Genomic DNA, 20,140 nt, shown 5'->3' on the forward strand with positions numbered 1-20,140 from the left:
GGCCGTACGCCCTCTCCGACCCCCACCGGGCCGGGCACCCTTCACGGGTGTCCGGCCCGGTGTGTGTCCGCCCACACCGCGCCCCCGCAGGTCAACGGCAAGTTGACGGGTGTTCGCGGAGCGTGGTGGACTGCCGGAGCCATTACGGCGACAGCAGAGGAAGCCGGTGCGAATCCGGCGCGGTCCCGCCACTGTCACCGGGGAGCGGTCTCCCCTCTCGGAAGTCACGGTCCACCAGGACCGGAAGGCCGGGAGACCGCGGATCCGGGAGCCAGGAGACTCTGGTCGCCGTCTCGTCGAACCAGGGCGCGGACCCTGAGTGAGGACATATCGCCATGCCCGGCCCCGTCGCGACCCCTTCCCCGCCGCTTCCCCGTACCGGGGCCCGCCGAGGCGCCACGGCCGGCTGACCCGTGCGTGCCGATCGCGTCTTCGCGTACGGCGCCACGGCCGGGATGATCGGCGATCTGCTGCTCGGTGACCCCCGCAGGGGCCATCCGGTGGCCGCCTTCGGGCGGGCCGCGGCGGACGTCGAACGCCTGCTGTGGCGCGACCACCGGGGGTGGGGCGCACTGCACACCCTGGTCTGCGCCGGCGGCGCCGCCGGGGCCGCCGCACTGGCCTCCCGCGCCCTGCGCCACCACCCCGCCGCCTCCGTCGCCCTGACGGCGGCCGCCACCTGGTCCGTCGTCGGGGGCACCTCCCTGGGCCGCGAGGCGCGGGCCATCGGCGGCGCGCTGGCCGCCGGGGACATCGAGGGGGCCCGGGAGCGGCTGCCGCATCTGTGCGGCCGCGACCCGCAGTCCCTGGACGGTCCGCAGATCGCCCGCGCGGTGGTGGAGTCCGTCGCCGAGAACACCTCGGACGCCGTCGTCGGCGCCCTGGTGTGGGGGGCGCTGGGCGGAGTCCCCGGGCTCGTCGGTTTCCGGGCCGTCAACACGCTGGACGCCATGGTGGGCCACACCTCGCCCCGCTACCGGCGCTACGGCTGGGCCTCCGCCCGTCTCGACGACGTGGCCGGCTGGCCCGGCGCCCGGCTGACGGCCCTGCTCGCCACCGCCGCCGGAGGGGCGCCGCGTGCGGCGGTCCGGGCCTGGCGGGCGGACGCCTCCCGGCATCCGAGTCCCAACGCGGGCCCGGTGGAGGCCGCGTTCGCGGGGGCGCTCGGCGTACGGCTCGGCGGCACGCTCGCCTACGGCGGCCGGGTCGAGCACCGTCCCGTGCTCAACGGCGCGGCGGGCCGGGCGGTGGAGACCGCCGACATCGCACGCGCGGTGCGGCTCTCGCGCCGGGTCGGCACGCTGGCGCTCGGCGTCGGCGTCGCGGCCCGGCTGGGCAGCGGGCTCGTCGCCCGGCGACTGGCCCGGGGCCGTACCTCCCCCTCCCCCACGGCCGGAAGGAACCGGACATGAGCGGCGGACTGCTGGTCGCCGGGACCACATCGGACGCGGGCAAGAGCGTCGTCACGGCGGGCATCTGCCGCTGGCTGGTGCGCCGGGGCGTGAAGGTGGCGCCCTTCAAGGCGCAGAACATGTCGCTGAACTCCTTCGTGACCCGTGAGTGCGCCGAGATCGGGCGGGCCCAGGCCATGCAGGCGCAGGCCGCCCGCGTCGAGCCGACCGCCCTGATGAACCCGGTGCTCCTCAAGCCCGGCGGCGACCGCTCCAGCCAGGTGGTGCTGATGGGACGCCCGGTCGGCGAGATGAGCGCCCGCGGCTACCACGGAGGCCGGCAGGAGTCCCTGCTGTCCACCGTCACGGACTGCCTGGAGCAGCTGCGGAGCACGTACGACGCGGTGATCTGCGAGGGCGCCGGCAGCCCGGCCGAGATCAATCTGCGCCGCACCGACATCGTGAACATGGGCATCGCGCGGGCGGCCCGTTTCCCGGTGGTGGTCGTCGGCGACATCGACCGGGGCGGGGTCTTCGCCTCGTTCTTCGGGACGACGGCGCTGCTCTCGCCCGAGGACCAGGAGCTGATCGCCGGGTATCTGGTGAACAAGTTCCGCGGCGACGTCTCGCTGCTGGAGCCGGGGCTCGACATGCTGCGGGAGCTGACGGGCCGGCCGTCCTACGGGGTGCTGCCCTTCGCGCACGGTCTGGGCATCGACGAGGAGGACGGGCTGCGGGTGTCCCTGCGCGGTGCCGTACGCGAGTCGGTGGTGGCCCCGCCGCACGGGGAGGACGTCCTGCGCGTGGCCGTGTGCGCGGTGCCGCTGATGTCGAACTTCACCGATGTCGACGCGCTGGCCGCCGAGCCGGGCGTCGTCGTGCGGTTCGTGGACCGCGCGGAGGAGCTGGCCGACGCCGATCTCGTCGTCGTGCCCGGCACCCGGGGCACCGTGAAGGCGCTGGCCTGGCTGCGCGAGCGCGGACTGGCCGACGCGCTGCTGCGACGGGCGGCCGAGGGCCGTCCGGTGCTCGGGATCTGCGGCGGCTACCAGATCCTCGGGACACGGATCGAGGACGAGGTGGAGTCGCGCGCCGGGCGCGTCGAGGGGCTGGGGCTGCTTCCGGTCCAAATCCGCTTCGACCGCGAGAAGACCCTCGCCCGGCCGTCCGGCGAGGCGCTGGGCGCCCCGGTCGAGGGGTACGAGATCCACCACGGCGTCGCGGACGTGCGCGGCGGCGACCCCTTCCTCACCGACGGCCGGGGCCGCCCGCTGGACGGCTGCCGTTCCGGCTCCGTCTGGGGCACCCACTGGCACGGCTCGCTGGAGAGCGACGCCTTCCGGCGCGCCTTCCTCACCGAGGTCGCACGGGCCTCGGGGCGCCGTTTCGTCCCCGCCCCCGGCACCTGTTTCGCCGCGCTCCGCGAGGAACAGCTCGACCGCCTCGGCGATCTGATCGAGGAGCACGCGGACACCGACGCGCTGTGGCGGCTCATCGAGTCGGGCGCGCCGTCCGGGCTGCCGTTCGTTCCGCCGGGTGCGCCCGCATCCCCCGCCCAGGAGGTCATGTGAGTACGCCCTACCCCTTCACCGCGATCGTCGGACAGGACGACCTGCGCCTCGGGCTGCTGCTCAACGCGGTGAGCCCGGCCGTCGGCGGAGTCCTCGTCCGGGGCGAGAAGGGCACCGCCAAGTCCACCGCCGTCCGGGCGCTGGCCGCGCTGATGCCCGAGGTCCGTGTCGTCCCCGGCTGCCGGTTCTCCTGCGCCCCGGACGCCCCCGACCCGGCGTGTCCGGACGGCCCGCACCCCTCCGGGACCGGCGTGGCGCGGCCCGCCCGCACGGTCGAACTGCCCGTCGGCGCCTCCGAGGACCGGCTCGTCGGGGCCCTGGACATCGAACGGGCGCTGGCCGAGGGCGTGAAGTCCTTCGAGCCGGGGCTGCTGGCCGAGGCGCACCGGGGGATCCTCTACGTCGACGAGGTCAACCTCCTCCACGACCATCTGGTCGACCTGCTGCTGGACGCGGCGGCGATGGGCGCGTCGTACGTGGAGCGCGAGGGCGTCTCCGTGCGGCATGCCGCGCGGTTCCTGCTCGTCGGCACGATGAATCCGGAGGAGGGCGAGCTGCGCCCGCAGCTGCTCGACCGGTTCGGGCTGACCGTGGAGGTCGCCGCGTCCCGGGACACCGACCTGCGGGTCGAGGTGGTGCGGCGGCGGCTGGCGTACGACGACGATCCGGCGGGTTTCGCCGCCCGGTGGGCGGACGAGGAGGCGGCGCTGCGGGAGCGGATCACGGCCGCGCGGGCGCTGCTGCCGGAGGTGCGGCTGGGCGACCGGGCGCTGCGTCAGATCGCGGCGACGTGCGCGGCGTTCGAGGTCGACGGGATGCGGGCCGACATCGTGATGGCCCGGACGGCGACGGCGCTGGCCGCCTGGGCGGGGCGTACGGACGTGCTGGCCGAGGACGTGCGGCAGGCCGCCCTGCTGGCGCTCCCCCACCGCCGCCGGCGCAACCCCTTCGACGCGCCGGGGCTCGACGAGGACAAGCTCGACGACACGCTGGAGGAGAACGGCGGCGGGGACGACGATCCGGAGCCGGACGGCCCCGGTGGCGGCGGCCGGCCGCCCCGGGGGGACGGTCCCGACACGCCGCCGGAGCCCGGGGCCGGGGCGGACGACACGCCCGGAGCGGCCGGTGACGGGCCGTCGGAACCGGCTCCCTCGCTGCCCGGACAGGGCGGTGAACAGGCACCGGCGCGGGCCGGTGAGCCGTTCCGGACGAAGGCGCTGAGCGTGCCGGGGCTGGGCGAGGGCGCGGCGGGGCGGCGGTCCCGGGCGCGTTCCGCGCAGGGGCGGACGACCGGGGACCGGCGGCCGCGGGGCGGGCTGACGGCGCTTCATCTGGCCGCGACGGTACGGGCCGCCGCCCCGCACCAGCGGGCGCGGGGCCGGTCGGGTCCGGGGCTGGTGGTGCGGCGGGACGATCTGCGGCAGGCGGTGCGGGAGGGGCGCGAGGGCAATCTCGTGCTGTTCGTCGTGGACGCCTCGGGGTCGATGGCGGCGCGGCAGCGGATGGGAGCGGTGAAGGGCGCGGCGCTCTCGCTGCTGCTGGACGCCTATCAGCGGCGGGACAAGGTGGGGCTGATCGCCTTCCGGGGGCGGGGCGCGGAGCTGGTGCTGCCGCCGACCTCCTCGGTGGACGCCGCGGCGGCCCGGCTGGAGCTGCTGGCGACCGGGGGCCGCTCCCCGGTGGCGGCCGGGCTGCTGAAGGCGCATGAGGTGCTGCGGGTGGAACGGCTGCGCGATCCCTCGCGCCGGCCGCTGCTGGTGGTACTGACGGACGGGCGGGCGACCGGCGGACCGGAGCCGCTGGCGCTGGCCGCGCGGGCGGCCCGGCTGCACGCGGCCGCGGGCACCGCGTCGGTCGTCGTGGACTGCGAGGCGGGGCCGGTCCGGCTGGGACTGGCCGGGGTGCTCGCCAATGAGCTGGGCGGCACCGCCGTCACGCTCGACGAGCTGCGGGCCGACACCGTCGCCGGGCTGGTCAAGGACGTGACGAACACCCTCAGGAGGGCCGCGTAATGCCGCAGGGACAGCCGGACAGCGTGCCGGACGACGGACTCACCACGCGTCAGCGGCGCAACCGCCCGCTGCTGATGGTGCACACCGGCACCGGCAAGGGGAAGTCGACGGCCGCCTTCGGGACGGCGCTGCGCGCCTGGAACCAGGGGTGGTCCGTCGGGGTGTTCCAGTTCGTGAAGTCGGCGAAGTGGAAGGTCGGCGAGGAGAACGCGCTGAAGGTCCTCGGGGCGAGCGGCGAGGGCGGTTCCGTCACCTGGCACAAGATGGGCGAGGGCTGGTCCTGGGTCCAGCGCGACGACCAGAGCGACAACGAGGCGAAGGCCCGCGAGGGCTGGGAGCAGGTCAAGCGCGATCTGGCGGCCGAGACGTACCGGCTGTACGTGCTCGACGAGTTCGCCTATCCGCTGCACTGGGGGTGGATCGACACGGACGAGGTCGTCGAGGTGCTGCGGAGCCGGCCCGGCACCCAGCATGTGGTGATCACCGGGCGCAACGCGCCGGCCGCCCTGCTGGAGGCGGCGGACCTGGTGACGGAGATGACGAAGGTCAAGCACCCGATGGACGCCGGGCAGAAGGGCCAGAGGGGCATCGAGTGGTGAACGTCCCCCGGCTGGTCGTGGCCGCGCCCTCGTCCGGGAGCGGCAAGACGACCGTGGCGACGGGTCTGATGGCGGCGCTGACGGGCCGCGGGCTCGCCGTGTCCGGGCACAAGGTCGGCCCGGACTACATCGATCCGGGCTACCACACGCTGGCGACCGGCCGTCCGGGACGCAATCTCGACGCGTACCTGTGCGATCCGGACCTCGTCGCGCCGCTGTTCCTGCACGGGGCGCGGGGCTGCGACCTGGCGGTGGTCGAGGGGGTCATGGGGCTGTACGACGGGGCCTCGGGGCAGGGCGAGCTGGCGTCCACCGCGCACGTCGCCAAACTGCTGCGGGCCCCGGTGGTGCTGGTCGTGGACGCGTCCTCGCAGTCGCGGTCCGTGGCGGCGCTGGTGCACGGCTTCGCCTCGTGGGATCCGCGGGTGCGCATCGGCGGGGTGATCCTCAACAAGGTCGGGACGGACCGGCACGAGGCGCTGCTGCGCGAGGCGCTGGAGGAGTCCGGGGTGCCGGTCCTCGGGGTGCTGCGGCGGGCCGAGCGGGTCGCCGTGCCGTCCCGGCACCTGGGCCTGGTGCCGGCCGCCGAGCGGCAGGGCGGGGCGGTGGACGCGGTCGCGGCGATGGCCGAGCAGGTGCGGGCCGGCTGCGATCTGGACGCGCTGACGGCACTGGCCCGGTCGGCCCCGCCGGTGCCGGGCGAGGCATGGAGCCCGCCGGAGCACCGGCCGGGCCGCCGCCCGGTCGTCGCCGTCGCCTCCGGGGCGGCGTTCACTTTCTCGTACACCGAGCACACCGAACTGCTGGCCGCGGCCGGTGCCGAGGTGGTGCCCTTCGATCCGCTGCGGGACGAGACGCTGCCCGAGGGGGTGGCGGGGCTGGTCGTCGGGGGCGGGTTCCCGGAGGTGTACGGGCCGGAGCTGTCGGCGAACGAGGCGCTGCGCCGGGAGGTCGCGGCGCTGGCCGCCTCGGGGGCGCCGGTGGCGGCGGAGTGCGCCGGGCTGCTGTATCTGGCGCGGTCGCTGGACGGGCTGCCGATGTGCGGGGTGCTGGACGCCGAGGCGCGGATGTCGGGGCGGCTGACGCTCGGCTACCGGGAGGCCGTGGCGCTGTCCGACAACGTGCTGGCGGCGGCCGGGACCCGGATGCGCGGGCACGAGTTCCACCGCACGGTGCTGGAGCCGGGGGCCGGTGACACCCCGGCCTGGGGCATGCGGCTGCCCGAGCCGCGGGTGGAGGGCTTCGTCCGGGGCGGGGTGCACGCCAGTTATCTGCACACGCACTGGGCGTCCCTGCCGGGCACGGCGCGGCGGTTCGTCGAACGGTGCGCGGGGTGAGCGGTGCCCGCCGGGCGCACCGCCGGGGGTCACTGGGCCAGGCCGACGACCAGCCAGATGAAGCCGACCCCGGCCACGGTGAACAGCAGGGTGGAGCGGGCCGGGTGGTCGTGGTGGGCCTCGGGCAGGATCTCGGCGGCGGCGAGGTAGAGCAGCGCCCCGCCGAAGAAGCCGAGATAGCAGCCGAGCAGTTCCTCCGGAAGGGTGAACACGAGGGTCGTCGCCGCGCCGACGACGGGGGCGGCCGCGTCCGCGTACAGCATCGTCAGCGCCTTGCGGCGGGCGTTCCCGTACAGGCTGGTGATCGTGTACGTGTTGAAGCCGTCGGCGAAGTCGTGGGTGATGACGGCGAGGGCGACGGCGGCTCCCATGCCGCCGCCGACCTGGAAGGCGGCGCCGAGCGCCACCCCGTCCATGAGGCTGTGGCCGACCATGGCGGCCGCGGCGGTCAGCCCGACCTGGGGGACGCGTTCCTCGCCTGCGCCGTGGGCGGCCTGGCGGACGGCGAGCAGACGCTCCACCAGATGCGCGAAGAGGAAGCCGCCGACGAACAGGAGGAGGGCCGCCGGTACGCCGAGGACGAGGCCGCCGGCGGCCTCGATGGCCTCGGGCAGCAGATCGAGACCGACCACGCCGAGCATCAGTCCGCCGGCGAATCCGAGCACCAGGTGGCGGCGGTCGGTGACGCGCTGGGCGACCCAGCCGCCGGCCAGGGTCATGAGGAACGCGCCGAGCGCGACGAACACCGCCATGGGGTCTTGCTAGCCGATGGATCCGGGTCCCCGCATCTCCGGACGGGCGGCGCGGAGCTGGTCGTCGGAGTGGGGGCGTCCCGGGGGGTGGGCGCGGAGGAGGTCGTCGCACTGGTCCGGGAGGCGCTGGCGGTCGCCGGTCCGGGGGTGCCCCCCGTGGCGGAGCTGGTGACCGTCGACACGAAGGCGGACGAGCCGGGGATCGTCGCGGCGGCGGCCCTGCTCGGGGTGCCGCTGCGTTCGTATCCGGCCTCCGTACTGGCCGGAATCATGGTGCCCCATCCGTCCGGGGCGCCGCTCGCCGCGACCGGCACGCCCTCGGTGGCGGAGGCCGCCGCGCTCGCCGGGGGCGGTGAACTCCTCGTCCCCAAACGGAAGTCACGCGTCCGGGGCGGTCCGGCGAAGGCGACCTGCGCGGTGGTCCGGCGCACGCCCGGCGGGCACGTCGGCGGGCATGTCGGCGGTGCGGTCCCCGCCCCGGACCGTTGCGTGAAGCCGGGTACGGGGCGCATAGTCGTTCTGCCGTGCACCCACCCGGATCACGACGGCCCTCCCCACCGTCCCCCCACCCCCACCATGGCGGTCATGTACATTCCCACGGATAGTCCCGACGCCTCCGGCGCGGGCAGACACGACCTGCGCCATCACGGTGACGCCGAGGTACGGGGACAGGGCAGGGATCTGACCGATCTCGCCGTCAACGTACGGGCCGGAACGCCGCCGCACTGGCTCACCGAGCGGATAGCGGCCTCACTGGGCACGCTCGCCGCCTATCCCGACGGCCGCACGGCACGTGCGGCCGTCGCCGCCCGGCACGGTCTCGCACCGGAGCGCGTGCTGCTGACCTCCGGCGCGGCGGAGGCGTTCGTACTGATCGCACGGGCGCTGCCGGCCCGTCGGCCGGTCGTGGTGCATCCTCAGTTCACCGAGCCGGAGGCGGCGTTGCGCGCGGCCGGGCACGAGGTGGGGCGGGTGCTGCTGCGGGCCGCGGACGGCTTCCGGCTGGATCCGGCCGAGGTACCGGACGAGGCGGATCTGGTGGTGGTCGGCAATCCGACCAATCCCACGTCCGTTCTGCATCCGGCGGCGGTGCTGGAGCGGCTGGCCCGGCCGGGGCGGACGCTGGTGGTCGACGAGGCGTTCATGGACGCGGTGCCGGGCGAGCGCGAGGCGCTGTGCGGCCGTACGGACGTCCCCGGGCTGGTCGTGCTGCGCAGTCTCACCAAGACCTGGGGACTCGCCGGGCTGCGGATCGGCTATGTGGCGGCGGAGCCGGAGACCGTACGGCTGCTGGAGGAGGCGCAGCCGCTGTGGCCGGTGTCCTCCCCGGCCCTGGCGGCGGCGGAGGCGTGCATGGAGCCCCGGGCGCTGGCGGAGGCGGCCGAGGCGGCGGAGCGGATCGCGGTGGACCGGGCCCATCTGGTGGCGGGGCTGCGGGAGTTCACCGAGGTCGAGGTGGTGGAGCCGGCCCGGGGGCCGTTCGTCCTGGTGCGGCTGGAGCGGGCGGCGGAGATCCGGGAGCGGCTGCGGATGCTGGGCTTCGCGGCCCGGCGCGGTGACACCTTTCCGGGGCTCGGTGCCGAGTGGCTGCGGCTGGCCGTACGGGACCGCGCGACGACCAACCGCTTCCTCCAGGCATTCGATCTGGCGCTCCAGGCGCTCTCGGCGGTCAGCCGCTGACGATCTCCGGCTTGAGCGGGGCGAGGCGTGCGGCGATCTCGCCGATCGTGACGTCGTCGACCCCGGCCTCGGTCAGCGAGGCGGCGAGGTGGTCCACCACGCGGTCGAAGTGCGCGCCGGTGATGTCGAGTCCCTGGTGCGCGCGGTTCATGCCGCGGCCGGCGTAGGCGCCGGGGGAACCGAGGGCGCTGCCGACGAAGGCGCGCTGGTGGGCCTTGAGGCGGTCGACGTCCGTGCCGGTGAAGTAGGGAGCCAGCTCGTCGTCGGCCAGGACGCGTACGTAGAAGAGGTCCACCACGGCCGCGACGGCGTCGGCGCCGCCGATCCGGTCGAAGATGCTCGTCGGCGCCGGGTCCGGGGTCGCCGATTCCTTGGTCTGATCCATGGCAGTCGAACATAGCGTCGAAGAGGGCCGCCGGGACTCGGTTGGCCGGAATCCACAGGTGCGGACAGGGAAGTGGGGAGCGGCGTTCCGACTGTGAACACCGCTCCCCGTCCCCGGTGACGGCCCCCCGCCGTCACCGTCGGGCCCCGGTCAGTTCTGCGAGCGGCGCCTGGCCACGACCGTCGCCGCGGCACCGGCCGCGAGCAGCAGGGCCGCGCCGCCGGCGATGTACGGCGTGCTGGAGCTGCTGCCGGTCTCGGCGAGGTCGGCGTCGGTGGACTGCGGCGTCCGGTCGGTGCCGGTCTGGGTCGTGACGTCACCGCCGGTGGAGCCCATGGTGCCGGATCCGGAGGTGGCGCCGCCGTTGCCCGAACCCCCGTCGCCCGAACCGCCGCTGTTCGAGGCGCCGTCGGTGGAGCCGCCGTCGGTGGAGCCGCCGCCGGTCGAACCGGCCGTGGTGGAGCCGCCGTCGCCCGAACCGCCGCTGCTCGCACCGCCGTTGTCGGAGCCGCCACCGCTGGTGGAACCGCCGCTGTCCGAGCCGCCGCTGGTGGAGCCGCCGGTGCTCGCGCCGTCGCCGCCCGGCTTCGGCGTCTCGCAGGTGGCCTCGGCGAGCGTGACATCGCCCTTCACATCGGCGACGTTGAGGTCGAGCGGGTTGACGGCGACCTTCAGCTGGAGGGCGACCGCGGCGGCGGTTCGGGTGGTGGTGCTGGTCTTCGAGAGGTCCAGCGTCACCGAGCCGACGCCGGGGACGGCGACCCGGGTGGTGCCTCCGGCGGACAGGGTGACGCGCTTGCCGAGCACCTTCACATGGCCCAGCACGTTCGACTCGGCGACCGGCCGGTGTCCCGTCTCGCAGACGGCCTTCGAGGTGACCTGCTCGACCTCGACGAGCGAGAGCAGCGGCAGACCGGGCAGGTGCAGCCGGGCCCGGACCACGTTGCTGTAGCCCTCGGCGCGGTGCCGCTCGACGGTCGCCCGCGCGGTGGCCACGTCGGCGCGCAGCACGTGGACCGGCCGTCCGCTCTCCACCCCGTCCAGCTTCACGGTGAGCGCGGTCCGCTCGGCGCTCCGCGGGGCGCTCACCTCGTTGAGCGTGGCCTTGAGCGGCACGTCGATCGCCTTGTTGAGCAGCGAGACGTCGAGGGCGGTGCGGAGCACGACCGCGCTCGCCTTCCCGTCGCCGGTGGTCGTGGTGGCCGGAGCGGCGGTGGCCTGCGCCGGGACGGTCACCAGCAGGGCGACGGGGGTGGCGGCGGCCGCCAGGGCGGCGAGACGGAAGGTGTTGCTGTTCAAGATGGTGGAACCCCCACAAGAGACATGGAGCCGCCGGCGCCGTCCAATGGGGGACATCGTGGGCACCGGTGGCCTCGACTCCGTGAATCTTTACGCACAGAGGGTGAACTGGCGGGCACCCGAGGTGAGTTCACCCCAAAGGGGGGTTTCCGCGTCTGTATTCGAATATTCCGGCACGTGTGTTCCTCGGGTTCACCCGTTTCACCGAGCGCGGTGGCTCCCCACGACGCCCGCACGGCTCGGGCGGACCATTCCAACGACCGGATACGCCCGGGGTCACTGCCGGTCAACCCGGTGCGTCCCGGACCGCGGCGGTCCGGGACGCGGGGGCAAGGGCCGTCCGTCAGCCCACGACCCGCCCGTTCAGCACGATGTGGCGCGGGGCCGCCAGCACACGGACGTCCGCGCGCGGGTCCTCGTCGTACACCACCAGATCGGCCGGGGCGCCCTCCTCCAGACCGGGCCTGCCCAGCCAGGCACGGGCGCCCCAGGCCGTCGCGGACAGCGCCTCCAGGGGCGGGATCCCCGCCCGGACCAGCTCGGCCACCTCGTCGGCCACCAGTCCGTGGGCCAGCACCCCGCCCGCGTCCGTGCCGACGAACACCGGCACCCCGGCGTCGTACGCCGCGCGCACCGTGTCGTAGCGGCGCTCGTGCAGCCGGCGCATATGGGCGGACCAGCGGGGGTACTTGGCCTCGCCGCCCCGGGCCAGCTCGGGGAAGGTGGCGATGTTGACCAGGGTCGGCACGATCGCGACACCGCGTTCGGCGAAGAGCGGGATCGTGTCCTCGGTCAGCCCCGTGGCGTGCTCGATGCAGTCGATCCCGGCCTCCACGAGGTCGACGAGCGCGTCCTCGGCGAAGCAGTGGGCGGTGACCCGGGCGCCCAGCCGGTGCGCCTCGGCGATGGCCGCCTCGACCTCCCGGCGCGGCCAGCACGCGGTCAGATCGCCCACCTCGCGGTCGATCCAGTCGCCGACGAGCTTCACCCAGCCGTCCCCGCGCCGGGCCTCCCGCGCCACGTACGCCACCAGGTCACCGGGCTCGATCTCATGGGCGTAGTTGCGGGTGTAGCGGCGCGGCCTGGCGATGTGGCGGCCCGCCCGGATGATCTTCGGCAGGTCCTCCCGGTCGTCGATCCACCGGGTGTCGGCCGGTGAGCCCGCGTCCCTCAGCAGCAGCGCCCCGGCCGCCCGGTCGTCGAGGGCCTGCTTCTCGGAGGTGGCCGCGTCGACCGCGCCGTGGTGGTCCAGCCCGACGTGGCAGTGGGCGTCGACCAGGCCCGGGAGCACCCATCCGGTGACGACGTCCGCCCCGTCCGCGCCCGGGGGCCGTTCGTACGTGACCCGTCCGCCGACCGCCCAGAGCCCGTCCCTGACGTCGTCCGGGCCGACCAGCACCCGGCCCTCCACCCGCAGTACCCGCGCCGCCTCGTGATCGCTCATGCACAGCACTGTACGAGCCCTCCGGCCGGGCCCCCACCCCCGGACCGGGGGGCCGGCGGACGGGCCGGGACGGTCCGCGCGGGCCCTCCCGGACCCCCTGGGTACCCTCGGTGCAGGCACGGCCGGCAGGCCGGGCCGCACATCGATCCGATTCCGAAGAGAGCCCCGCCGTGACGCACCCCTTCCTCGATCTGACCCCGCTCACCGCCGCGCACTTCGCGGCGATCGAGCGGCGGGTGGCCCGCCTCCTCGCCACCGAGCAGGACGTCGTCATCACGCAGGGCGAGGCGCTCCTGCCGCTGGAGGGCTGCATCCGGGGCGGCGCCCGGCCCGGTTCCACGGCCCTGAACGTCGTCACCGGACCGTACGGGCAGACCTTCGGCAACTGGCTGCGCGACTGCGGCGCCGAGGTCGTCGACCTCGCGGTGCCCTTCCACACGGCCGTCACCGCCGAGCAGGTCGCCGAGGCGCTGGCCGCGCACCCCGAGATCGACTTCGTCTCGCTGGTCCACGCGGAGGCCGCCACCGGCAACACCAACCCGGTCGCGGAGATCGGCGAGGTCGTCCGCGCCCACGGGGCGCTGTTCATGCTGGACGCCGTCGCCTCGGTGGGTGCCGAACCGCTGCTGCCGGACGTCTGGGGCGTGGACCTGTGCGTGATCGGCGCGCAGAAGGCGATGGGCGGGCCGGCCGGGGTCTCGGCGGTGTCGGTGAGCGCCCGCGCCTGGGAGCGGATGGCCGCCAACCCGCAGGCGCCGCGCCGCTCCTACCTCTCCCTGCTGGACTGGAAGGAGCGCTGGATCGACACCGGCCGCCGGGCGCTGCCGCACGCCCCGGCGCAGTTGGAGATGCTGGCCCTGGAGGCGTGCGTGGAGCGGATCGAGGCAGAGGGCGCCGAGGCCGTCATGGCCCGCCACGCGGCGGCGGCCGCGGCCACCCGGGCCGGTGCGCGGGCGCTCGGCGGCGGTCTGGCCCCGTATGTGCACGAGGCCCGTGACGCGGCGCCGGTGGCGACGACGCTGCGCGCGCCCGAGGGTGTGGACGCCTCGGCGCTGGTCGCGCAGGCGCTCGCGGCCGACCCGTCGCTGCCGCTGATCGCGGGGGGCGGGGCGCTGTCCAAGGAGATGATCCGGGTCAATCACTACGGGGTGGACGCGACGCGGGGCGCGGTGCTGTCCTCGCTGGCGGCACTGGGGGCCGCGCTGGCCGACACGGGCCGGCCCGTCGATCTGGAAGCTGCCCGGAAGGCCGTTTCGGAAACCTGGCCCAGCGAATAAATTCCAGCGTTATTCCACCGTGCGGGGAGCTGCCTAATTCCGGGCAGCTCCCCGCATTCTTCTGCCCGCTTTCCCCCGGGCTAAACACCTGGGTTTTCCGGGCGATCACTCCACACAATTCTCCGGTGTGCCACGAGAGTTACGAGCTTGTGACCGACTCCACACCGTGGGAACTATGCCCGTTTAATTCCGCTCAAATCACCCGAAAACCCAGAGGCCTCGCGCCGGTGTGCGCGCTCGCGTGATAGCACAGGGAACGCTTTCACCCAACCCCTTCCCTCGATGCGGTTTGGAAATTTGCTGGGTAAATTCAATTCACATGACCGCCGCACCAGCAGATTGTGCCCGTGCCCGAAGCGAATTCATCACCATCGACATCCCACGAGTGGAGGACGGGGCCGCGATCTGGCGTATCGCCCGCGACTCCGAGGTCCTGGACCTCAACTCCTCGTACAGCTACCTGCTGTGGTGCCGTGACTTCGCGGCGACCTCCGTGGTCGCGCGCGACGAGACCGGCGCCCCGGTCGCCTTCGTGACCGGGTACATCAGGCCCGACCGGCCCGAGACGCTCGTCGTCTGGCAGGTCGCCGTCGACGCCGGCCACCGCGCCACCGGCCTGGCGGGGAAGCTGCTGGACAGCCTGACCGCGCGGGTCGCCGCCGAACAGGGTCTCGCCTCCGTCGAGACGACCGTCACCCCGGACAACACGGCATCGGACCGGCTGTTCACCTCGTACGCGCGCCGCCACGACGTGGCGCTGGAGCGCGAGGTGCTCTTCGACGGCGCGCTGTTCCCCGAGGACACGCATCTGCCCGAAGTGCTCTACCGCATCGGCCCGTTCCACACCTGAGCGCCACCGTGCCGACGGGGCACCGCCCGCCGGCAGCCTCTTCACCGCCCGTCACACCCCCCTCACGCAGGAGACCCGCTGTGACCATCACCCCGCCTGCCCGCCCGTCTCCCACCACCGCCCTCAACCGGCATGCCTACGGCATGACTCCTCCGGATCTCAGCGTCTTCGAGACCCTGGAGTCCGAGGTACGGAGCTATTGCCGCGGCTGGCCCGCCGTCTTCGACCGGGCGCAGGGCGCCCGGCTCACCGACGAGGACGGCCACACCTACCTCGACTTCTTCGCCGGCGCGGGCTCGCTCAACTACGGCCACAACAACCCGGTGCTCAAGCGCGCGCTGATCGACTACATCGAACGCGACGGCCTCACCCACGGCCTGGACATGGCGACCACCGCCAAACGCGCCTTCCTGGAGACGTTCCAGAACGTCGTCCTGCGCCCGCGCGACCTGCCGTACAAGGTGATGTTCCCCGGCCCGACCGGCACCAACGCGGTCGAGTCCGCGCTGAAGCTGGCCCGCAAGGTCAAGGGTCGCGAGTCCGTGGTCTCGTTCACCAACGCCTTCCACGGCATGTCGCTGGGCTCGCTGGCGGTGACCGGCAACGCGTTCAAGCGGGCCGGGGCCGGCATCCCGCTGGTGCACGGCACGCCGATGCCGTTCGACAACTACTTCGACGGCCAGGTCCCGGACTTCCTCTGGTTCGAGCGGCTGCTGGAGGACCAGGGATCCGGGCTCAACCACCCGGCCGCGGTCATCGTGGAGACGGTCCAGGGCGAGGGCGGGATCAACGTGGCCCGCGCCGAGTGGCTGCGGGCGCTCCAGGACCTGTGCCACCGCCAGGACATGCTGCTGATCGTCGACGACATCCAGATGGGCTGCGGCCGGACCGGCGGCTTCTTCTCCTTCGAGGAGGCCGGCATCACCCCGGACATCGTGACGCTGTCCAAGTCGATCAGCGGCTACGGACTGCCCATGTCCCTCTGCCTGTTCAAGCCGGAGCTGGACGTCTGGGAGCCGGGCGAGCACAACGGCACCTTCCGCGGCAACAACCCGGCGTTCGTCACCGCCGCCGCGGCCCTGGACGCCTACTGGGCGGACGGGCAGATGGAGAAGCAGACCCTGAAGCGCGGCGAGCAGGTCGAGCAGGCGCTGCTCGCCGTCTGCGGCGAGCACGACAGCGCGCGCTTCCGCGGCCGGGGGCTGGTGTGGGGCCTGGAGTTCGACGACCCGACGCGCGCCTCGGCCGTCTGCGCCCGCGCGTTCGAACTGGGGATGCTGCTGGAGACCTCGGGCCCGCAGAGCGAGGTCGTGAAGCTGCTGCCGCCGCTGACCATCACCCCCGAGGAACTGGACGAGGGGCTGCGCACCATGGCCCGCGCCGTCCGCGAGACCGCCTGACCGTACGGCCCCGGCGGTGCGTCACCGCGTGCTCCGCCCCCGTACCGCCTCCACCGCAGGCACCACCACCGCAGAGAGAAAGGCACCGAACCACCGTGATCGTCCGATCGTTCGCCGACATCGAGAACACCGACCGGCATGTGAAGGCCGAGTCCGGCACCTGGGAGAGCAAGCGCATCGTGCTCGCCAGGGAGAAGGTCGGCTTCTCGCTCCACGAGACCATCATGTACGCCGGCACCGAGACGTCCATGTGGTACGCCAACCACATCGAGGCCGTGCTGTGCGTCGAGGGCGAGGCCGAGCTGACCAACGACGAGACGGGCGAGAAGCACTGGATCACGCCCGGCACGATGTATCTGCTCAACGGCCACGAGCACCACACCATGCGCCCCAAGACGGACTTCCGCTGCGTCTGCGTCTTCAACCCGCCGGTCACCGGACGGGAGGAGCACGACGAGAACGGTGTCTACCCGCTGCTGACCGAGGAGGGCTGAGCCCATGACCACCGACGTACGCACCGATCCGTACCCCTCGCGCGGCGCCGCCGAGATGACCACTCCCCGCCAGGACCCGGTCATCTGGTCCGCGCCGGGCGCACCGGGTCCGATCACCGCCAAGGAGCTCCAGGGCTACGAGCACGACGGCTTCCTCACCGTCGGACAGCTCATCACCCCGGACGAGGTGGCCGGCTACCACGCCGAACTGGAACGGCTGATCGCCGACCCCGCCGTCCGCGCCGACGAGCGCTCCATCATCGAACCGAAGTCCCGGGCCGTCCGGTCCGTCTTCGAGGTCCACCGGATCAGCGAGGTCTTCGCCCGGCTGGTCAGCGACGAACGGGTGGTGGGCCGGGCCCGCCAGATCCTCGGTTCGGATGTCTACGTCCACCAGTCCCGGATCAACGTGAAGCCCGGCTTCGGCGCCTCCGGCTTCTACTGGCACTCGGACTTCGAGACCTGGCACGCCGAGGACGGACTGCCGCGCATGCGGACCGTCTCCGTGTCGATCGCCCTGACCGAGAACCACGACACCAACGGCGGGCTGATGATCATGCCCGGCTCGCACAAGTCGTTCCTCGGCTGCGCGGGCGAGACGCCCAAGGACAACTACAAGAAGTCGCTCCAGATGCAGGACGCCGGCACCCCCTCCGACGACGCCCTGACCAAGATGGCCGACCGCCACGGCATCAGGCTCTTCACCGGCAAGCCCGGTTCGGCCACCTGGTTCGACTGCAACGCCATGCACGGCTCCGGGGACAACATCACCCCCTTTCCGCGCAGCAACGTCTTCATCGTCTTCAACAGCGTGGAGAACGCAGCCCAGGAGCCGTTCGCGGCCCCCGTCCGCCGCCCGGAATTCATCGGGGCACGGGACTTCACCCCGGTGAGGTAGGGATGCGCGGGGCGGGACGCGTGGTGCGTTCCGCCCCGCCCGTGTCATATCCGCTGGACCCGGCGGAGCCCGCCGGGAAACAGTGGGCCCATGACCTCACACGTACATCACGTCACCATCGACTGCGCGGACGCCTACGAGCTCGGTTCGTTCTGGGCCCGGGTGCTGGGGGGCTCGCTGGCCGACGACGACCTGCCCGGTGATCCCGAGGCGCTGCTCGAAACCCCGGGCGCGGCGCTCCTGTTCGTCACCGTGCCCGAGCCGAAGCGCACCAAGAACCGGGTCCACTTCGACGTCATGCCCGACCGGACGCGGGACGAGGAGGTGGAACGGCTGCTGGCGCTCGGGGCGACGGTGGTCGGGGACCACCGGAGGCCGAACGGGCGGGGGTGGGTGACGCTGGCCGATCCGGAGGGCAACGAGTTCTGTGTGGAGTGCGGTGCCGAGGAGCGGGCGCGGCTGACCGGGACGCGCCGGCCGGTGACGGCGGACGACGTGACGGCGACGGTGGCGCTGTGCGTGGAGACGCTGGGCGCGGCGGCGGACCGGGACTGGCACGTTCCGGCGGGGGACCTCACCTGGGACTGCTGGGAGACGGTCGACCATCTGCAGGACGACCTGTTCTCGTACGCGGTGCAACTCGCCCCGGGCACGCCCTCGCTGGAGACGCACGTGCCGTACCACTGGGCGCCCCGGCGCGAGGGCGGGCCCTGGAACGCGGTCTGGGCCGACCCGGAGACGGGCGTCGCCGGGCTGCTGAAGACCGTGGAGACGGGCGGCGCCCTGCTGAGCGCGATGGTCCGCACGACCCCGCCCGCCACCCGCTCCTTCCACTCCTACGGGCCCTCCGATCCGGAGGGCTTCGCCGCGATGGGCATCGTGGAGACCCTGGTGCACACCCAGGACGTCGCCGCCGGGCTCTCGCTGACGTGGGCACCGCCGCAGGATCTCTGCGACCGGGTGCTGGCCCGGCTCTTCCCCGACGCCCCCGAGGACGAGGACCGCTGGGCCGTGCTGCTGTGGTGCACCGGCCGCACGGCCCTGCCCGGCCATGAGCGCCGCACCTCGTGGAAGTGGCGCGGGGCCCCGCCGGAGGAGGCCCCGCAGGCGTAGCGTCGCCGTTCGGATCGGGAGCGGGCCCGGCGTGATCCGAACGGAAGGCCCTACCGGTGGGAGAACCAGGAGGCGGCCGGCAGCAGTTTCGTGTCGTAGCCGAACAGGGCCTGGTTCTCCCAGGCGTTGCCCGAGGCGGGGTCGGCCGGGTCCCAGCCGCTGCCGGCGACGGCGGTCCAGGCCGGCTCCCAGTAGACCGCGCCCAGTCCCCGGCCGCCGGGCACGGCCTCGACGACGTTCAGGACGTCGCGGAGGTTGGCGGCCTGCCCGGCCGGGGTGGCGGGATAGCCGCTGACCAGCTGGCCGGCGGTGGCGATGTTGTTCTCCAGCCCGTCGGCGTCCGCGAGGGTGTGGGCGTAGGCGGTCTCGGCGACCAGCACCGGCTTCCCGTAGCGGGCGGCGGCGTCGTCCAGGTTGGTCTGGAGGTCGGAGAGCGGCCCGTGCCAGTAGCCGTAGTACGAGAGCGCGACGACGTCGAAGGGCACTCCGTACGCGACGGCGTTGTCGAACCACCAGCGGGTGCCCGCGTTGTCGCCGCCCTTGGCCAGGTGCAGGGCCACCTTCGTGCCGGAGGAGACGGCCTTGGCCGCGTTCGCCCCGGAGGTGAGCAGTCCGGCGAGCTGGGACCAGTGGTCGGTGGAGCCCTCGGGCCAGAGCATCCCGGCGTTGATCTCGTTGCCGATCTGGACCATGTCGGCGGTGGTGCCCTGTGCCTTGAGGGCGTTCAGTACGTCGTACGTGTGGGTGTAGACGTCGGTGCGCAGCTGTGCGTAGCCGTGTCCGGCCCAGGCGGCGGGCTTGTTCTGCTTGCCCGGGTCGGCCCAGCTGTCGGAGTAGTGGAAGTCCACGAGGACCTTCATGCCGAGGGCCTTGGCGCGCTTGGCCATGGCGAGGACGTGGGCCTTGTCGTTGTAGCCGTCGGCCGGGTTCACCCACACCTTGAGGCGGACGTAGTTCATCCCGGCGGAGCGCAGCAGGCCCGTCGCGTCGCCGGTGGCGCCGCTCGCGGAGCGGTAGACGGCGCCGTGGGCCTCGTTCTTCGGGAGGGTGGAGAGGTCACCGCCCTTCACGGTGAGGCCGGTGGAGCCGGGGGCGAAGGCGATGTCGTCGAAGTTGGCCCACTCCCCCGCGTGGGCGTCGGAGTTGAGGCTGAGGGTGCAGGCGCCGCCGACCACCTTCACGGAGGTGACGAGGCGGATCCAGGCGCCGTTCGCGGTGGGCGGCAGATCGGTGCGCTGTTCGGCGCTGCCGCAGTTGCGCAGGGCGAGGTAGGCGGAGTTCTGGCCGCCGCTGGACCGCACCCACGCGCTCAGGGTGTAGGTGCCGTCGGTGAGACCGGTGAGGTACTGGTAGGTCTCCACCTTGTAGGCGGAGGCGGACCAGTGGCTGAGCCGGGTGCTGCCGCCGTGGCCGCCGGCCTCGGTGAAGGAGGCGGTGTTCTGCCCGGTGGCCGAGTACGTCGACCAGCCGGTGGCACCCGACTCGAAGCCGGTGTTGACGGGGGTGGTGGTGGCCGCGTGCGCGGGGAGGGCCGGGAGTGCGGCCAGCAGGAGGCCGGTGAGCGAGGCCACCAGCACCCCCGCTCTCCTTCTGCCGTGCGTCGTTCCGTACATCGTCGATGTCCCTTCGACCGTTGTG

The 20,140-nt window shown here is 73.6% G+C and carries 17 protein-coding genes and 1 riboswitch; of the genes, 12 read left to right on the forward strand and 5 right to left on the reverse strand.

Going from position 1 to position 20,140, the window contains the following annotated elements:
• Positions 1-155 precede the first annotated feature (155 nt).
• A riboswitch (cobalamin riboswitch) is annotated at positions 156-282 on the forward strand.
• Between the two features lie 131 nt (positions 283-413).
• From ACFVDM_RS33525 to ACFVDM_RS33545, 5 genes are read left to right on the forward strand one after another with little or no spacing between them, the layout of a single operon-like run.
• Positions 414-1,412 (forward strand): cobalamin biosynthesis protein, encoded by a 999-nt coding sequence (locus ACFVDM_RS33525; RefSeq protein ID WP_383649375.1) that lies wholly within the window; start codon positions 414-416, stop codon positions 1,410-1,412.
• Positions 1,409-2,962: a cobyric acid synthase gene (locus tag ACFVDM_RS33530; protein WP_383649377.1), complete on the forward strand. Its 1,554-nt coding sequence runs from the start codon at positions 1,409-1,411 to the stop codon at positions 2,960-2,962. Before ACFVDM_RS33525 ends, ACFVDM_RS33530 begins: the two co-directional genes overlap by 4 nt.
• Positions 2,959-4,974: a putative cobaltochelatase gene (locus ACFVDM_RS33535; RefSeq protein WP_383649379.1), complete on the forward strand. Its 2,016-nt coding sequence runs from the start codon at positions 2,959-2,961 to the stop codon at positions 4,972-4,974. Before ACFVDM_RS33530 ends, ACFVDM_RS33535 begins: the two co-directional genes overlap by 4 nt.
• Positions 4,974-5,573, forward strand: a complete 600-nt coding sequence (cobO, locus tag ACFVDM_RS33540) for a cob(I)yrinic acid a,c-diamide adenosyltransferase (protein ID WP_383649383.1) — start codon at positions 4,974-4,976, stop codon at positions 5,571-5,573. Before ACFVDM_RS33535 ends, cobO begins: the two co-directional genes overlap by 1 nt.
• Complete coding sequence (locus ACFVDM_RS33545; RefSeq protein WP_383649385.1) at positions 5,567-6,910, forward strand: cobyrinate a,c-diamide synthase; 1,344 nt, start codon at positions 5,567-5,569, stop codon at positions 6,908-6,910. The genes cobO and ACFVDM_RS33545 overlap by 7 nt, the downstream gene beginning before the upstream one ends.
• 29 nt (positions 6,911-6,939) lie before the next feature.
• Here ACFVDM_RS33545 and ACFVDM_RS33550 read toward each other — a convergent pair whose 3' ends face one another.
• Positions 6,940-7,662, reverse strand: a complete 723-nt coding sequence (locus ACFVDM_RS33550) for a ZIP family metal transporter (protein ID WP_383649388.1) — start codon at positions 7,660-7,662, stop codon at positions 6,940-6,942.
• A gap of 87 nt (positions 7,663-7,749) precedes the next feature.
• Between ACFVDM_RS33550 and cobC the strand changes: the two genes are divergently transcribed.
• The gene (cobC, locus tag ACFVDM_RS33555) at positions 7,750-9,342 is read left to right on the forward strand and encodes an Rv2231c family pyridoxal phosphate-dependent protein CobC (RefSeq protein WP_383649391.1); all 1,593 of its coding nucleotides are present in this window, start codon (positions 7,750-7,752) and stop codon (positions 9,340-9,342) included.
• Here the strand turns inward: cobC and ACFVDM_RS33560 are convergent.
• The 3 genes from ACFVDM_RS33560 to ACFVDM_RS33570 form a co-directional block, all read right to left on the reverse strand.
• A complete protein-coding gene (locus ACFVDM_RS33560; RefSeq protein ID WP_383649395.1) occupies positions 9,332-9,727 on the reverse strand; it encodes a group 1 truncated hemoglobin in 396 nt (131 codons plus the stop codon). The genes cobC and ACFVDM_RS33560 overlap by 11 nt on opposite strands.
• Before the next feature lie 150 nt (positions 9,728-9,877).
• Entirely contained in the window at positions 9,878-11,026 is a 1,149-nt protein-coding gene (locus ACFVDM_RS33565; protein ID WP_383649398.1) for an SCO1860 family LAETG-anchored protein, read from the reverse strand.
• A 343-nt stretch (positions 11,027-11,369) separates the two neighbouring features.
• On the reverse strand, positions 11,370-12,470 hold the full coding sequence (locus tag ACFVDM_RS33570) for an amidohydrolase family protein (RefSeq protein WP_383649402.1): 1,101 nt from the start codon (positions 12,468-12,470) through the stop codon (positions 11,370-11,372).
• A 170-nt stretch (positions 12,471-12,640) separates the two neighbouring features.
• On the opposite strand from ACFVDM_RS33570, the gene ACFVDM_RS33575 reads away from it, so the two are divergent.
• The 6 genes from ACFVDM_RS33575 to ACFVDM_RS33600 all read left to right on the forward strand — a co-directional run bounded on the left by ACFVDM_RS33575 (position 12,641) and on the right by ACFVDM_RS33600 (position 18,502).
• Entirely contained in the window at positions 12,641-13,747 is a 1,107-nt protein-coding gene (locus ACFVDM_RS33575) for a pyridoxal-phosphate-dependent aminotransferase family protein (protein WP_383649405.1), read from the forward strand.
• A gap of 319 nt (positions 13,748-14,066) precedes the next feature.
• Positions 14,067-14,597 (forward strand): diaminobutyrate acetyltransferase, encoded by a 531-nt coding sequence (gene ectA / locus ACFVDM_RS33580; protein WP_383649408.1) that lies wholly within the window; start codon positions 14,067-14,069, stop codon positions 14,595-14,597.
• Positions 14,598-14,740: 143 nt separating this feature from the next.
• Positions 14,741-15,997 carry a diaminobutyrate--2-oxoglutarate transaminase gene (gene ectB / locus ACFVDM_RS33585; protein ID WP_383649695.1) on the forward strand — a complete coding sequence of 419 codons (1,257 nt, stop codon included), beginning with the start codon at positions 14,741-14,743 and terminating at the stop codon, positions 15,995-15,997.
• Positions 15,998-16,092: 95 nt separating this feature from the next.
• A complete protein-coding gene (locus tag ACFVDM_RS33590) occupies positions 16,093-16,491 on the forward strand; it encodes an ectoine synthase (protein ID WP_383649411.1) in 399 nt (132 codons plus the stop codon).
• 4 nt (positions 16,492-16,495) lie between these two features.
• Positions 16,496-17,389 (forward strand): ectoine hydroxylase, encoded by an 894-nt coding sequence (gene thpD, locus ACFVDM_RS33595; RefSeq protein WP_383649415.1) that lies wholly within the window; start codon positions 16,496-16,498, stop codon positions 17,387-17,389.
• A 90-nt stretch (positions 17,390-17,479) separates the two neighbouring features.
• Positions 17,480-18,502 (forward strand): VOC family protein, encoded by a 1,023-nt coding sequence (locus tag ACFVDM_RS33600; RefSeq protein ID WP_383649419.1) that lies wholly within the window; start codon positions 17,480-17,482, stop codon positions 18,500-18,502.
• A 50-nt stretch (positions 18,503-18,552) separates the two neighbouring features.
• Here the strand turns inward: ACFVDM_RS33600 and ACFVDM_RS33605 are convergent, their stop codons facing one another.
• Positions 18,553-20,115 (reverse strand): arabinogalactan endo-beta-1,4-galactanase, encoded by a 1,563-nt coding sequence (locus tag ACFVDM_RS33605; RefSeq protein ID WP_383649425.1) that lies wholly within the window; start codon positions 20,113-20,115, stop codon positions 18,553-18,555.
• Positions 20,116-20,140 lie beyond the last annotated feature (25 nt).

Origin of the sequence: Streptomyces sp. NPDC057682, from assembly GCF_042799575.1 — a bacterium.
Lineage (GTDB): Bacteria > Actinomycetota > Actinomycetes > Streptomycetales > Streptomycetaceae > Streptomyces.